The 15,308-nt window shown below is 37.8% G+C and carries 16 protein-coding genes and 2 tRNA genes; 7 read left to right on the top strand and 11 right to left on the bottom strand.

Features of this window, described 5'->3' with window-relative positions; translation table 11 throughout:
* Positions 1 to 27 precede the first annotated feature (27 nt).
* The 3 genes from BGP15_RS04515 to BGP15_RS04505 form a co-directional block, all read right to left on the bottom strand.
* A complete protein-coding gene (locus tag BGP15_RS04515; RefSeq protein WP_286768819.1) occupies positions 28 to 702 on the bottom strand; it encodes a phosphatase PAP2 family protein in 675 nt (224 codons plus the stop codon).
* Between the two features lie 172 nt (positions 703 to 874).
* Positions 875 to 946 (bottom strand) — tRNA-Arg (locus BGP15_RS04510).
* Positions 947 to 1,179: 233 nt separating this feature from the next.
* Positions 1,180 to 1,263, bottom strand: a tRNA-Tyr gene (locus BGP15_RS04505).
* Between the two features lie 287 nt (positions 1,264 to 1,550).
* On the opposite strand from BGP15_RS04505, the gene BGP15_RS04500 reads away from it, so the two are divergent.
* The 6 genes from BGP15_RS04500 to BGP15_RS04475 all read left to right on the top strand — a co-directional run bounded on the left by BGP15_RS04500 (position 1,551) and on the right by BGP15_RS04475 (position 7,957).
* Complete coding sequence (locus BGP15_RS04500) at positions 1,551 to 2,183, top strand: peroxiredoxin (protein WP_286768818.1); 633 nt, start codon at positions 1,551 to 1,553, stop codon at positions 2,181 to 2,183.
* Positions 2,184 to 2,267: 84 nt separating this feature from the next.
* Entirely contained in the window at positions 2,268 to 2,582 is a 315-nt protein-coding gene (locus BGP15_RS04495) for a thioredoxin family protein (protein ID WP_046673204.1), read from the top strand.
* Complete coding sequence (locus tag BGP15_RS04490) at positions 2,563 to 2,817, top strand: DUF6952 family protein (RefSeq protein ID WP_046673203.1); 255 nt, start codon at positions 2,563 to 2,565, stop codon at positions 2,815 to 2,817. The genes BGP15_RS04495 and BGP15_RS04490 overlap by 20 nt, the downstream gene beginning before the upstream one ends.
* 659 nt (positions 2,818 to 3,476) lie before the next feature.
* Positions 3,477 to 5,930: a PIG-L family deacetylase gene (locus tag BGP15_RS04485; RefSeq protein ID WP_286768817.1), complete on the top strand. Its 2,454-nt coding sequence runs from the start codon at positions 3,477 to 3,479 to the stop codon at positions 5,928 to 5,930.
* Positions 5,931 to 5,937: 7 nt separating this feature from the next.
* The gene (locus tag BGP15_RS04480) at positions 5,938 to 6,147 is read left to right on the top strand and encodes a hypothetical protein (protein ID WP_070562731.1); all 210 of its coding nucleotides are present in this window, start codon (positions 5,938 to 5,940) and stop codon (positions 6,145 to 6,147) included.
* A gap of 94 nt (positions 6,148 to 6,241) precedes the next feature.
* A complete protein-coding gene (locus BGP15_RS04475) occupies positions 6,242 to 7,957 on the top strand; it encodes a sodium:solute symporter family protein (RefSeq protein ID WP_286768816.1) in 1,716 nt (571 codons plus the stop codon).
* A gap of 22 nt (positions 7,958 to 7,979) precedes the next feature.
* On the opposite strand, the gene BGP15_RS04470 is transcribed toward BGP15_RS04475, so the two are convergent.
* From BGP15_RS04470 to BGP15_RS04435, 8 genes are all read right to left on the bottom strand, one after another.
* A complete protein-coding gene (locus BGP15_RS04470) occupies positions 7,980 to 8,834 on the bottom strand; it encodes an N-acetylmuramoyl-L-alanine amidase (RefSeq protein ID WP_232475646.1) in 855 nt (284 codons plus the stop codon).
* A gap of 11 nt (positions 8,835 to 8,845) precedes the next feature.
* Positions 8,846 to 9,883, bottom strand: a complete 1,038-nt coding sequence (locus BGP15_RS04465) for a DUF3078 domain-containing protein (protein ID WP_286768815.1) — start codon at positions 9,881 to 9,883, stop codon at positions 8,846 to 8,848.
* 22 nt (positions 9,884 to 9,905) lie between these two features.
* Positions 9,906 to 10,658: a hypothetical protein gene (locus tag BGP15_RS04460; RefSeq protein WP_286768814.1), complete on the bottom strand. Its 753-nt coding sequence runs from the start codon at positions 10,656 to 10,658 to the stop codon at positions 9,906 to 9,908.
* A 70-nt stretch (positions 10,659 to 10,728) separates the two neighbouring features.
* The gene (locus BGP15_RS04455) at positions 10,729 to 11,562 is read right to left on the bottom strand and encodes a glucosaminidase domain-containing protein (RefSeq protein ID WP_286768813.1); all 834 of its coding nucleotides are present in this window, start codon (positions 11,560 to 11,562) and stop codon (positions 10,729 to 10,731) included.
* Positions 11,563 to 11,577: 15 nt separating this feature from the next.
* A complete protein-coding gene (locus BGP15_RS04450) occupies positions 11,578 to 12,102 on the bottom strand; it encodes a glucosaminidase domain-containing protein (RefSeq protein WP_046673195.1) in 525 nt (174 codons plus the stop codon).
* 22 nt (positions 12,103 to 12,124) lie between these two features.
* Positions 12,125 to 12,760, bottom strand: coding sequence for an O-methyltransferase (locus tag BGP15_RS04445; protein WP_046673194.1), 636 nt, complete (start codon positions 12,758 to 12,760; stop codon positions 12,125 to 12,127).
* 241 nt (positions 12,761 to 13,001) lie between these two features.
* Positions 13,002 to 13,631 (bottom strand): GTP cyclohydrolase I FolE, encoded by a 630-nt coding sequence (folE, locus tag BGP15_RS04440; protein WP_046673193.1) that lies wholly within the window; start codon positions 13,629 to 13,631, stop codon positions 13,002 to 13,004.
* Positions 13,632 to 13,659: 28 nt separating this feature from the next.
* A complete protein-coding gene (locus BGP15_RS04435) occupies positions 13,660 to 14,073 on the bottom strand; it encodes a 6-pyruvoyl trahydropterin synthase family protein (protein ID WP_070562714.1) in 414 nt (137 codons plus the stop codon).
* A gap of 590 nt (positions 14,074 to 14,663) precedes the next feature.
* Here BGP15_RS04435 and mqnB point away from each other — a divergent pair.
* Positions 14,664 to 15,305: a futalosine hydrolase gene (gene mqnB / locus BGP15_RS04430; protein ID WP_286768812.1), complete on the top strand. Its 642-nt coding sequence runs from the start codon at positions 14,664 to 14,666 to the stop codon at positions 15,303 to 15,305.
* Positions 15,306 to 15,308 lie beyond the last annotated feature (3 nt).

Here is a 15,308-nt window from a genome sequence, read left to right as displayed (position 1 = left end):
AACGATGGAAGTATCTTCTTACTGAATTTAAAGTTTGACCTGAAGAAATCTCGTGCTAAATGACATGCGTTTATTTTTCAAGACATAAGACATGGCAAGTAAATAAAAACAAGCCGTACCGCTTCCTAAAATTGATCCAAACCAAACATCTTCTACGAAATGCTGCCCCAAATACACCCGAGAGTAAGCTGTTAATGCAGCGAGAATAAATACAGTTATACCAAAAGCTTTATTTTTTGAGAGAATAGCTAACGTAGCCGCCAGCGCAAAGGCCGAAGTTGTATGTCCGGAAGGAAAGGAGTTAAAGTGCGCTACACTCAACCAAGAAACAACATGGAATGTAGGATCTCCATGAAATACGGTTGCCGGTCTATCGGCATCGAAAAGGTTTTTCAGTATACAGCAGATCAGCCCCGAGAAAATATATGTCCCCAGGATAGCTCGGGCAAAATTCCATTGCTGCGTACAGCAATAGGCAATAAAAACACCTATAACAAAAAGACCGTCTCCAAAATAAGTCTGTATTGTAAAAAGAATATCAGCCCAAAATGAATGTCGAGTATTCACAAAATGGAATGCATCTTCCTTCGGAATAAATATAACAACAGCTGTCATTAAGACTATCCAAATGCTAAAGCAAGCAAAAAAAGCAGGGTTAGCTGCATATACCTTTCTAAATTGGTATAATAAAAATTTTCCCATTCAATTTATATTATCGGATTACAGGCCAAAAGTAAAATTGCTGTAAATAATTATCCGAAAATAATCATTCCATTAAAAATTTACAATTCTATTACCTATTTATTTTGATAAGAAAAAGAAAAGTTTTATTGAATAAACAAAAAAAGCGATGGAAATCCATCGCCTTTCTCAGTAGCCCCGAGCAGAATCGAACTGCTATCAAATGTTTAGGAAACATCTATTCTATCCGTTGAACTACGGGGCCCTTTCAGAAGCCAAACTTAGGCTTATTTTATATATAAGTCAATAGCTAGTCTAAAATCCTGTTATATTTTTTTAAAAAAGAGAGGTAGCAACTATATAGACTCATTATACCAAAGCGATTAACATTGACCATAGCCAAAATATATATCAAAATCGTTTCACGTACGATGGAATAGTCACGATCAACCGCAAATTTAGAACCTGTAAAATAGACTGGATTTAGAAAAGAAAAAATGGTGGAGGGAGAAGGATTCGAACCTTCGAAGCCGAAGCAACGGATTTACAGTCCGTCCCATTTGACCGCTCTGGAACCCCTCCAGCATTGTGCTGTTCTAGAATTGAACGTCGCAAAAGTAGCTTTTGATTTGCAAAACTGCAATAATTTTTGGGTATAAATCTGTAACTAGCGCAGTATGAATTCATTTATTTTCAAGCAACATATAAATGGTCTGTTAATCATCAGATCAACCTATCATTATTATAATAAAAACTTATTGTTATAATCTAGTCATAATAGATTTTGACGATAGTGTATTGGTAAAATCAATTCGCTTTTTGGATCGAGTTGCTGTATCTTTGTGTCAACAAAAAAAGAAAGATATATTATGAGTTTCACAGGTAAAAGTTTTCCAAGCATTACAGTAGATGCAATTGATTATTTAGGCGACAATTTACAGATCAACATTTTTGAAAAAGCAGTTAAAGAAGGTAAAAAAGTGCTTTTATTTTGGTATCCAAAAGATTTCACTTTCGTATGTCCTACTGAATTACACGCTTTTCAAGAAGCAGCTGCTGACTTTGAAAAACGCAATACAGTCTTAATCGGCGCTTCTTGCGATACAAATGAAGTACACTTTGCTTGGTTAAACACAGCAAAAGATAACGGTGGAATTGAAGGTGTTGAATATCCTCTATTGGCAGACACCAACCGCAACTTATCAAGTATATTGGGAATCTTAGATGTTCAAGAAGTTGAACACCCTGAATACGGAACATTAGCACAAGGTTCTGCAGTTACTTATAGAGCAACATATTTGATCGACGAAACTGGCCGTGTATTCCATGAATCAGTAAACGACATGCCTTTGGGCCGTAACGTTAAAGAATACTTACGTTTGATCGATGCTTACGCTCACGTACAGAAATTTGGCGAAGTGTGTCCTGCAAACTGGGAAGAAGGTAAAGATGCAATGAACGCAGATAGAAAAGGTGTAGCTGATTATTTAGCTAAACACTAACAATACAAGACCACAGTGTCTTTTCGACAGGAGCTTTTCCCGGCTCCTGTTGATTTCTCCAACAATCACCTTAAAAATAAAATCATGTTACAAGAATTAGAAAACGATAATTTACAAGAAATTGTAAACAATAACGATATTGTAATGGTTCAGTACTCCGCAACTTGGTGTGGTAACTGTAAAATCATGAAACCGAAATTCAAAAAATTGGCTGGCGAAAATGATAGCGTACCTTTTGTTATTGCTGATGCAGAAAAATTTCCTGAATCCCGCAAACTAGCAAATGTCAATAATCTACCCACTTTCGCTGCTTTTAAAAACGGTAAATTAGTCAATCAGGTACAAACAAATAAGTTAGACGCATTAGTAGAATTATTCAATGAAACTACCAGTAATTAAGCATTTGACAGAGTTCATCGAGCAGAATGATGTAGATTATGTCTTGGAAACAATCGAGACACTGGAAGCTTTAACCGAAGCTCCTTTGAAAGATGAAGAACTTGACGTTCTTGGTGAATTGATTTCAAACCTATACGGAGCTGTAGAGGTAGATAAATTAATTAAAGAAGGTAACTCCAAAAAAGACGCGTTAAATATGTTTATGAAGCGTGTTTTAGGCGCCATTGATAAATAGTGTTTGGTCCCAAAAACATTCGTGTGAAACTTTCTTTAAAGGTCGCTCCTGTCGTTTTTGAGCATTTGAAACATAGAAACTAAAATCGATTGAAATTTGTCAAACAAATATACAATTGGCTTTAGACCAATACAGATTTTTTTGAAGGTAGCGGAAAACCTATCTTACCTTAAATATCGCTGTATTGCAGCATCTTAAACGCATGACGCCGCTATATTATATGTTTTCCAAAAGCTAAAATGTTGACAAAATTTAGCAATGTGGAAAACTAATTAAGGTAATCTGACAGAACTAAATATTTTCTACATATATTTACTTATGTTAAAGGTTGCCACTTGGAGCGAAGCGACAAAATAACTATTCTCTAAAAATTCGTTTCAGGAAAAAATATTTTAATTGTTAAACGGAAATTCCAGCTTGATTGGGATTTCCGTTTTTTATTTATGCCTATATTTTACCATTTAGTGATCTATCCCTCTACCTCGTCACTCAAACTAGCTTCCTTTTATGGCCCTAAGTTTAATTCACCTAATATCCATAAGTCAAAGCAATATACCAACGTCACAAGTGGGCTAATTAAAGACTGTCAATTAAAAAGACACGCAATAAAATTACAATCTCCAACAATCCGTTGTTCATCAAAATTTTTATCTTTAAACATGCGAAGACCTTTTCTCTCTGTTATCATTATTTTGGCTGGCATCTTGTCAACTTTAATCGTTAAAGCACAGAATCCACAGTGGAACGCTGCTGAAATTAAACTTCATCTAGAAAAACTGAACGTGCTGGGGTCGGTACTCTATTTTGCAGCACATCCCGATGATGAAAATACCCGGCTAATAGCTTGGCTAGCGCAGGAAAAAAAATATAAAACAGGCTATTTATCCCTAACTCGAGGTGATGGGGGACAAAACCTTATCGGAACAGAACAAGGTATTGAACTTGGATTGATTCGAACGCAGGAATTACTGGCTGCTCGAAAAATCGATAAGGGTGAGCAATTCTTTTCCTCAGCATATGATTTTGGATTCTCAAAGACTCCAGAAGAAACTTTCGAATTCTGGGATAAACAGCGTGTTCTCCGCGAAGCCGTATGGATTATCCGCAAATTTAGGCCCGATGTCATCATCACGCGTTTTCCTCCCGATTCAAGGGGTGGCCATGGTCATCATCAAGCCTCGGCCATTCTAGCACATGAAGCCTTTAAAGCTGCTGCTGATCCGAATATATTCCCAGAGCAACTTCAATTTGTACGCCCCTGGAAAGCTAAACGCTTGCTTTGGAATACAGCTAACTTCGGAGGTCAAAACAATACACGTGAAGATCAGTTAAAAATAGATATCGGGGATTACAATTCTCTTCTAGGAGCCTCTTATGGAGAAATTGCCGCACACAGCCGTTCATCACACAAAAGCCAAGGCTTTGGTTCGGCAAGCCAACGTGGCTCATCAATCGAATACTTTGAGTATGTAGACGGTGCACCTGCAAAAAATACACTCTTGGATGGAGTTGACACCTCATGGAAAAGAATTCAAAACGGCAGTAAAGTTGAGTCCTTAATTGACCACATCAATCAAACATATCAAATTGATAAACCCGAATTGATCATTGCTGAATTGATCCAACTGTACAAAGCACTGGATCAAATTGATGATGAATACTGGAAAACTGAAAAGAAAAAAGAGGTTGAAAAACTAATTCTTGCCTGTGGTGGAATTTGGTTCGAAAGTATCGCTAAAAATCCATCCTATGCCTTGGAAGATCAGATCAAAGTAGAACATTCCATTATTGTTCGGCGTCCAAATGTAACCGTTGAGCTGACCCAAATAAATGGAAATAGCATTCATGAAACACTAAAAATAAACAAGCTACAAAGAGACTCGGTTCTTATACATGCCGACAGGACGACACAACCATACTGGTTGATTGATCCACATGGAAAAGGCAAATTTAATGTCAGTGATTTTAACCTGACCGGCTATCCAGAAAACCCCTATGCTCCAGAGGTATCATTTCAACTCCGGATCAATGGTGAAAATATCACACTCAGTCAGCCCATAAAATATAAATATACCGATCCTGTTAGTGGCGAAATCTACGACCCCATTGTGATCGTCCCACAGTTGACGGCAAAAAGTTCCAGCCCTTTGGCACTTACACAAAATGCCCACACTGTCAAAGTGAATCTGACTTTTCAGAAAAACGGACAAGCAAACACAACCACGTTTAACGTCAGACCGAATGTACCTAAAGGCTGGGAAATTTCACCGGCATCTTTTGACCTATCTTTTGACAAAGGCGAACGTACAATTTCCAAAGAGATCAGCATAAAACCATCAGATGCTTCTAAATCTTCCATTGATACCCTAGGGTTCCTCTTAGCAAACAAAGAACGTTTGAAAGAGATAAAATCCATTGATTACAATCATGTACCTAATATTGTTTATTTCCCAGATGTCGCTATAAAAATAAGCAATGTCAACCTGATCAACGATGTAAAGAAAGTGGCATACATCCATGGGGCAGGGGATCTAATTCCGGAGTCGCTGGCGGCCATTGGTATTAAAGTCGATGTTTTAAGTAACGAACAGGCATTAAAAGCAGATCTCTCTAGCTACGATGCTGTAATCTTGGGTGTACGAATATTCAACGTCAACAAGCAAATTGCACAGCTCCAAAACAGACTACTTGCGTATGTGAAAATGGGTGGAACGGTCCTGGAACAGTACAATGTAAACAATGGACTGTTCTCAAAAAACTTTGGTCCTTTTCCTTTTAGCGTCGGCAGAAGCCGTGTAACAGACGAACTTGCAACGGTACATTTCGATAAAAATGACCCGATTTTCAATTACCCGAACAAGATCAGCGAAGCTGACTTCGAACACTGGGTGCAGGAGCGGGGACTCTACTTTGCGGAAGATATCGATAAAAAGTACCGCACCCCGATCACCATGCAAGATCCCGGCGAACCGTTACATAATGGCTCATTACTCATTGCTCAATATGGAAAAGGTAAATTTGTTTATACATCTTTGTCTTTTTTCAGACAATTGCCTGCCGGGATTCCCGGAGCTTACAGATTATTCGTAAATTTGCTATCAAAATCAAAATAATATAATAATGGAAAATCAGATTGACAACAGCTGCACGACAATTGATGCTGGCAAAGCAAAAGGAATCATTCTTTTAGTTGCTGTAGTATTTGGTGCATTAATTGGATTCACTGCAAACGAGACATTTTTAAGCATCTTTGGAGGTGCTATTGTCGGATTGATTATCGCTGCTATTTTTAATAGCGTTATTTATCCTCAAAAGCCTTCAGATAGATAAGAAAGATGAATAGCTGGAAGCGTTTCTACTGGTTGGTCGTTATCTGGCTATTCGTATTCATCCTTTTTCTGTACATTTTCACGAACCACTATTCATGAGTACAGCAGATTGGATCGTTTTATTTCTGACACTCTTATTTATTGTCGTATATGGCGTTTATAAGAGTAGGGGTATAAAAAATATTGACGGATATCTTCTAGGTAATCGTTCTTTACCCTGGTATCACGTCGGATTATCGGTAATGGCGACACAAGCGAGCGCCATTACTTTCTTATCTGCCCCTGGGCTGGCCTATTCTTCTGGAATGAGTTTTGTCCAATTCTACTTTGGTCTTCCGTTGGCCATGATTGTGCTCTGCATTACATTTGTCCCTATTTTTCATAAGCTAAAAGTATTTACAGCCTACGAATTTTTAGAAAAACGTTTTGACGTCAAAACCAGAGGGCTCACTGCCATTCTTTTTTTGATACAGCGAGGGATATCAACGGGTATAACCATCTTTGCACCGGCTTTAATTATATCGACCATCCTTCATATTGATCTTACATGGACCACATTGGCCATAGGAAGTTTTGTTGTTATCTATACGACCTATGGAGGAACCAAAGCCGTATCTCATACACAGTTGCTTCAAATGAGCATTATCTTTGGATCATTACTCGTAGCAGGGATATTAGTTATCCATCTGTTGCCAGAGTCTATTGGATTATCAAAAGCACTTCATATTGCAGGAAAATCAGGAAAAACCAATGCATTGGATTTTACTTTTGATCTCAATAATAACTATACGCTTTGGACAGGACTAATCGGTGGTTTTTTCCTACAGCTTTCCTACTTCGGGACCGACCAAAGTCAAGTAGGTCGTTATTTGACAGGGGCTTCGATCAAAGAAAGTCGCATGGGATTAATTATGAATGGTCTATTGAAAATCCCTATGCAATTTGCTATCCTGTTGATTGGAGTTCTGGTATTTGCCTATTATCAATTCCATCAGCCGCCCATTTTTTTTAATCAAGTCGAGATCAAGAAGCTCAAAGAAAGCAAATATGCTCCTGACTACCAGCTTCTCGAACAAAAGCATAGCGAGCTATTTAAAACACGTGAATCTGTTGTTCAGCAGCTTAATACAGCATTGGATCACGACGATGAAAAAAGAATTGCTAATTATCGATCCTCACTGGGTCAACTTAATGGAAAAATGCAAGCGGTAAAAGAAGAGACCTTGGACTTAATCAAAAAGAACAACCCCACAGCAGAAACGAACGACAATAATTATGTCTTTCTTTCTTTTGTGACAAGCGTCTTCCCAAAGGGTCTAATTGGGCTACTCATAGCGGTCATTTTCCTCGCATCGATGGGGTCTACGGCAAGTGCTATAAACTCATTGGCCTCAACAACGACCATTGATATCTACAAAAGATTTATTAACCGCAATTCATCTGAAAAACAAGACCTTTTATGGTCGCGTTTATTTACATTAATCTGGGGTATATTTACTGTTATTGTTGCTTTGTATGCTAACCGATTGGGCAACCTCCTCGAAGCGGTCAATATCTTGGGCTCACTATTCTATGGTACTATCCTAGGGATTTTTATCGTCGCCTTCTACATGAAGAAAATTCAAGGCAAAGCTGTTTTTCTTGCAGCCATTCTTTCCGAAATTATCGTGATAGCAGTATGGACGATGAATAAGATTCCTTTTCTTTGGCTAAATCTTATTGGCTGCCTAGCTGTCATGTTAATCGCCTATATCGTACAACTGGGGGTGAAAGCACCTCGTCCTATAGAGGACAAAAGGGATCTTGAATAAAAAAAAGCCTGATTGCTCAGGCTCAGTATTTTTTATAGATATTGTACAATACACTCTTATCATATATGGTCAATTCGGGGGTTGTATCCCGAACGACAAATTTTCGTTTAAAGGCAACGATAGCGGCTTTTAGATTGGACGTATCATAACCAATAATTTTAAGCGCGTCTATCGCATTAAAGCTATCAGGAGGGGCCACAAGCTGTCCTTCATCATACCATATTCCAAAACCCCGTTCTGCAAGCTTTTTCCACGGGAAAAAAACGCTTGGATCATTCTTGCGTGATGGAGCGATATCAGCATGGCCAATAAAATTATTTGCTGGAATTAAATAACGCGATTTCAAGGTATCAAGCACAGTCATCAATGAATTAATTTGTGCCTCAGGAAAAGGCTCCCTACCATTATTATCCAATTCTATACCAATAGAACAGGAGTTCATGTCGACAATAGAACCCCATTTTGCCACCCCTGCATGCCAAGACCGAACATAATCGTTCAACATTTGTATAATCTCCCCATTCCGGCCAATGACATAATGTGAACTCACTTTAGTTCTTGGAATCTGAAAGGTTTTGATTGTCTGCCCAATACTATCTTGTGCTGTATGATGAATAATGACATAGTTAGGTTTACGAACATCATAATGTATGGCCTCCTCTTGGCGCCAATAAGGATGGTTTCCAGACTTCTGTAAAAACACAACCTTTCTTTCCTCTGGTGTCAATAAATTGGTATCTGGCTTAGCTTCGACCTTTTCTTCCACAACTAATGCAGAGGCAAAAGACGCCACTAGCGGTTTTGCAACCACCGGCTGTATCTTCGACTTGCAGCTTGCCAAAGACAGCAATGAACAAAGCAATATCCCTATTGACACAGGCCTAAACATTATTTTGGTAAACTATAGACTATACCCATCGCCAAAGACTGGCTTAATTGTACTCTTGAAATTACATCCGGATCATAGATCATAATACCATTTAAGTTCACATTGATAACTCTAGTGACTTTTGCCGTCACAGTTACATCTAAACGGTGCGTAGGATTGGAAAGTTTCTCGTAGTCAGCAAAAAGGTTATAACGAGCCTTGACATTCAGTTTATCTGTAAAGTTTTTGTCTAAGTTACCCGTTAGCTGAAATGCCAGTGCATTGGCAAAAGAACGGTCTTCCTTTACACCAAATCGTTCACCAGTACCCGCACTTGGATTGTTAGGATCTCTATAATATCCATATTTCTCGAAAAAACCTTCTCCAGAACGAGGCTTAACACGTTCATCCAAGATAAAAGTTTGACGGGCGGTACCCGTACCAAAACGCAAGGAAAATTCGTTACTAGGCTTATACTCAAGACCGAAAGATTCTGTCAGATAAGCTGGTGCCATAAAAGCATTCTCAATATAATCAATTGTATCTCTGCCGTTAACCGTTTTATACTTATAACCCGCATCAAATTGCGACTCAAATGTAACAGACGTAAACAATGCCCAATTGGCAGACAATTTGTAAGAAAGCTTATTATCCCAAAATATACGATCATTATTCTTCTTCGCAATATTATTGGTATTCTTTATCTTTCCATAACGCAAATCAACTTCCGTCACAAAATTGAAATTATCCTTCGTATAATCCGATTTATGATTCGCATTCAATCCTACAGCAATAGAACCAACACCACCACCTTTCCAATTATCATTAAATGACGCCTGGTTTAAATTGATCCCGAATTTTGTCCAATGTTTCCAATAGTCTACTTCTAAGTTTAGTTTTGGAACTATAGGACGAATCGTTTTAATATTTAATGGTTGCTCTTTCTGTACAGAAATTACGGTATCTGGTTTCGCTCGAAGATCTTTCAGATCCTGTGCCTTTAAGCTGGTAATAGAAAGGCAAAGCATAGCGATGCCGACAAAATTGAATAACTTCATTCTGAAAACGTCTATTTTTTGTTTACGGTACTAATTTATAATTAATTGTTGGAAAAGGCTCAATAAAATATTGCGAAGGGTTCAATTGATACCGTGAATAGCAATCCTTGATATAATTCGTCAGTTCATAATCACTCGCTGAGAGAATAAAGAAATAGGAGGGTCTAAATATCCTTCGAAATCGTTCAGCTTCTTCGCTATTTAAGCCTGTAATCTTGCTAATAAGCTCTTTGGTGAATTTATAATCGATCACATTTTCCTTGTAATCATTCTCAATGGTTTTCGTTAGTCGACGTGCTCTTTTAGCCTCCTTGCTAAATAAACTATAAATTGAATTGATGCTTAATCCAGCCCCATTTGGGCCAACAGAAAATACGTCTCCATAACCCGCAAGACGATACGCTTTCTCATAATCCTCTTTTGCTTTTTTCAGAATTTCCTCTGGTGTCTTGCGTGCAAAAACCTGAACTTCATCAATATAAAACGATTCACGTACCAAATGAAACAGTAACAATCCGCGGTTATCCACCTGAAGAGTATCTGAAAAATAGCCTTTACATAGCGCAACAATATGATCTCCTAGTTGTGCATTAAAGGCAAATTCTCCTTTAATAGTATTATAATTGACCTCGCCAGTACGTAAGTTGGCCAGCCTTACATTTCCAATACGTTGTTTGGTATTTTTATCAAAAACGATACCCTCGACTTTTTTATCTTGGCAAAAAAGTGGAGAGGTAAAGCCCACAAGGGCAATAAGTAGAAAAATATATCGCAATAGTATCACTTTCGTAAAACTACTATATCGCTGTACAAAAGCGAAATATTTAACATCTTTTAAAACGTAACTATTTAGATATAACCAATAGTTGGCCTAAAGACAGTGCATCATCGGCAAGACCGTTTAGGGATTTGATCTGATCAACGGATACATTGTACAGCTTACTAAGCGAATATAACGTATCTTGCGCTTTAACCTCATGAATACGCATCGCCACAGGGCTCTTGATTTCTTCTGTTTTTACAACGGCAGGAGGTGTTTCTTTTACATTCTGTACGATCTCGACCTGTACAGTCTCTTCTCGTACAACTTTTTCACGCGGCGATTCACCACGGTCATATTGATCAAGATGGTATCTTTCGATCATTTCGATCAACAATTCCGGATAACGCGGATTGGTGGCGTATCCAGCCGCTTTCAAGCCTTTGGCCCAGCCTTTATAGTCGTTCTTATCCAACTTAAAGAGTGCCGCATATCGCGGTCGTAATAGAAACTCTGAGTGATCCCGAAAAGATTGTTCGGGATTTTCATAAACACGAAAGCAGTCATTTATATTATCATCGGGACGAGTCACGGATTTTCCTTTCCAAACGCCACCGCATTTAATACCGAAATGATTATTGGCCTCACGCGCTAAATAGCTATTTCCATTACCTGATTCCAGTAAAGCCTGAGCAAGTTTAATGCTCGCAGGAATACCATATTTATTCATTTCTGCAACGGCCACGTCTTTGTAATGAGCAATATAGTCGTTACCTGCCATGGTCGGCCTTCCCACAGAAGAAGATGAAGAAGTTTTTGAATTGGAGCCAGGTTTAGAGGAGGATATTGTACCTCTTCGGCTCGAACATGATGTAATCAACATCATGAATACAAACATGCCATAAAAAAACTTCTTCATGCAATACTATCGCGCTTATTTTTTTGTTGACGAGAATCTATTTTGCTTAGCATCATTATCAAACATATCCAAGTGATATTGTCTAATAGTAGCGAGTACTTTTGCCGTCCAACCTTTACTCGTGGAGTAACCTGAACGTGCGATCGCTTTTACCCAAGCCTCGTATTTTTCACCAGGATGTTTTTCAAAAAGACTCTGAGTAGTCTTTTTTCTTTTTACTATTCCTACAAAATCATCGTACGAGTCCATTACAGACCGATAACCTTTGTAAGCTGACCGAATAACGGTACTGTTGTTTTTTCCTTTGACACCAAAATGGTTATTCAAATTTTTTGCTACCCTGCTACCACCATTTCCGCTTTCATGCATAGCGATGGCTAAGATAACCGATGCTGGAACACCGTGTTCCTCCATCATTTCTTTTGCTATTGGACTGTACTTATCGACATATGCCGCATTACTTTGAGCTGAAACTTTTGTCAATCCAAAAGTTCCCAAAGCTAGTAACAGTACAAAGCTTTTTAATTGTTTTAAATTCATGAAGAATGTTTTAGTTCACAAATTACTTCTTGCGTAAGGCAAAAAGTCCGTCTCGAATCGGTAATATTACCTTTTCTACGCGCTTGTCCTGAGCTAAACGTGCATTCAAATCAATGATCTGCTTTGTTTGGTTGTCTGGTTTTGAATCTAACACCTTACCTTTCCATAAGACATTGTCAATCAAAATAAGTCCCCCAGACGGAACTTGATTTATTATCGTTTCGAAATAATATAAATTTCTCTTTTTGTCCGCGTCGATAAATACCAAATCAAATGTTTCATTTAATGTAGGTAATATTACCGCTGCATCTCCAATATGATAGCTGATTTTATCTGCAAATGCCGATTCATCAAAATACCCTTGTACACGTTCTTGTTGTTCTGCATTGATATCAATGGTGTATAATATCCCATCTTCTTGCAGCCCTTCTGCGAGACATAATGTAGCATATCCCGTAAACGTTCCTATCTCCAAGATACGTTTCGGAGCAACCAATTTACTCAATAAAGAAAGAACTCTTCCCTGGTAGTGACCAGATAACATATGGGGCATTGTTTCCTTCAAATAAGTCTCCCGATTTACCCTTTTCAGTAACGAATTTTCTTCGTCTGTAGTATGTTCCAAATAGGACTCTAAATCGTCGGCAACAATTTCCATAACCACAAAGGTACCAAAAAACTTTTTTATGATAAAAACTTTTTTTTACAAAAAACTGATTATCAGTCAAATACAATTACAACTTTGTAAAGAACATTTTTCGCTAATCGCGTCAGATGCGTAAAAAAGCGCTATTGCCATTTTTTGATTTTCCATTTTGCTTCCAAATTTTATCAAAAAAATAACCCACTAAAAGGTGATATTTTAGCGGGCTATTTTTTATTATTAAACAACAAATATATTAAGCAAGATCAGCAGTGATCAAGCGTAAAAATTCGGATCTTGTCACATCATTTTGGAATGCTCCAGTAAATGCAGAGGTAGTGGTTACGGAATTCTGTTTCTGAACTCCACGCATCGCCATACACATGTGCTTGCATTCCATAACCACAGCTACTCCACGAGCGCCTAAAGTTTCTTGAATACAATCTCTGATCTCATTGGTGAGACGTTCCTGAACCTGCAGACGACGCGCAAAAATATCAACGACACGTGGTATCTTGCTTAAACCTACAATATGGCCATTTGGAATATATGCAATATGGGCTTTACCAAAGAAAGGCAACATATGGTGCTCACAAAGAGAATATACTTCAATATCCTTAACGACGACCATTTGACTATAGTCTTCCTCAAACATAGCACCACGTAATACCTCCGCAGCATCGATATCATAGCCATGTGTCAGAAATTGCAGTGCCTTTGCAACACGTTCTGGTGTTTTCACTAAACCTTCGCGTTTTGGATCTTCCCCCAGACATTCCAATATATCTGTATAATGAGCAGCGATGCGATCTACCTTTTCAGTATTGTATTTGTCGATCTTAATATATCCATCCAACTCTTCGTTGTCAAATGAGTGTTGACTCATAGTTTCTACTATTTAAATGTATTAAAGATTAATCGCCAAAATATTCGACGTAATTATTTTCTGTTTCATGCAAACGGACACTATGCAAGATCACACCCTGTTCATCAAATAACGGTTTTAAGATCTTAAATATTTCGATTGCGATATTTTCCGTAGAAGCCATGACTCCTTTCATAAAATCAACATCTAAATTGAAATTACGGTGATCGACTTTGTCTATGATACTACGATTGATTATTTCTTTCATGATCTTTAAATCGATCAAAAAACCAGTCTCCGGGTTGACTTTTCCTTTAACTGTTACATAAAGATCATAATTATGTCCATGCCAATTTGGATTGGAGCAAAGACCAAATACCTGTTCATTCTGCTCCTTACTCCAGTCTTCACGATAGAGCTTGTGCGCAGCACAGAAACGTTCACGACGAGTTATAAATACCATAATGATACAAAGATAAGGCTTTAAGTGCAATTAAAACATCTCAATTTAAGGAATGCCGTCAGAATATAGTAATATAATGAAGTGCTTTCTCTTTTGTTGAACAAACAGGCAAAAATCTAAGCACTTTATCCTTACCCATAACCCGCTTTCAAGAATAATCTGATATCAAATTTTGTAGCGGAGTGTAAATACTCCCAGCTTAAAAAGAACAACAATGAATGCTAATTTTTAAGGCCATTTTCTTTTACCTTTAGTTAGGGTTTACTTAGGGTTTAGTTAGGGTTAGTTTAGGTTTTATATAGCTTTTACCTAAAGTAACCCTAACTAAAATCTAAACTAAGGCTATATAAAATCTAAACTAATTCAAGCGATTATATCCATCGATTAGCATTGTTTCCAATAGCATCGGGACAAAAACTAAACAGTTCGTACAGCATTATAAAAGAGGAGATCATAGCAAAAAGCAGTTAGCCCTATTAACATCAAGCTCGGGTTTCTAAGCAGGACGCATTGCAAGCATGATATTTTTATGCTAAAAAGAGATGCGCTTGCAAGATAATTTGTAATTTTCAATCCAAAACGAGCTCGTCATGCAAATATTAATTATTGCGGCTACTTCATTTGAATTGCAGCCTTTTCTGGAAGTGGTATCAAATTACGATCAATGCGATACCCTAGTAACTGGTGTAGGCATGGTCGCCACAGGCTTTGAGCTGGGAAGAATGCTACACGAAAAAAAATATGATCTCCTTATTAATGTCGGGATAGGAGGATGTTTGGATCGTACTATTGAAATAGGCTCGGTTATTCAGGTCGTTTCAGAGTCATTTGTTGAACTAGGTGCGGAAGACGGTCATAATTTTATTCCAATAGATCAATTGGGCTATGGAAGGTCTACATTTACCTCGTCTTTACTGAATGACAAGGAGCTTAGGCTTCCTTTTCTAAAACATGGGGAAGGAATTACCGTAAACAAAGTCCATGGTAGCACAGAAAGTATCGAAAAAATTAAAAAACTGCATCCTAATAGCCTTGTTGAAAGTATGGAAGGAGCTGCGGTTTTCTATGCAGCCGATAAAATGACAATTCCCGTGATTGAGATTCGCGGTATTTCAAATTACGTGGAAAGAAGGAACCGTGCCACGTGGAACATTCCGTTAGCGATAATGAATAGTAATAAGGCACTTATAAAAACATTAGAATATCTGAACAACTTATATTCAAAAATTTAATAC

It is taken from the genome of Sphingobacterium sp. 40-24 (genome assembly GCF_001899705.1).
Lineage (GTDB): Bacteria > Bacteroidota > Bacteroidia > Sphingobacteriales > Sphingobacteriaceae > Sphingobacterium > Sphingobacterium multivorum.
This window is presented reverse-complemented; position numbering and strand designations above follow the sequence as displayed.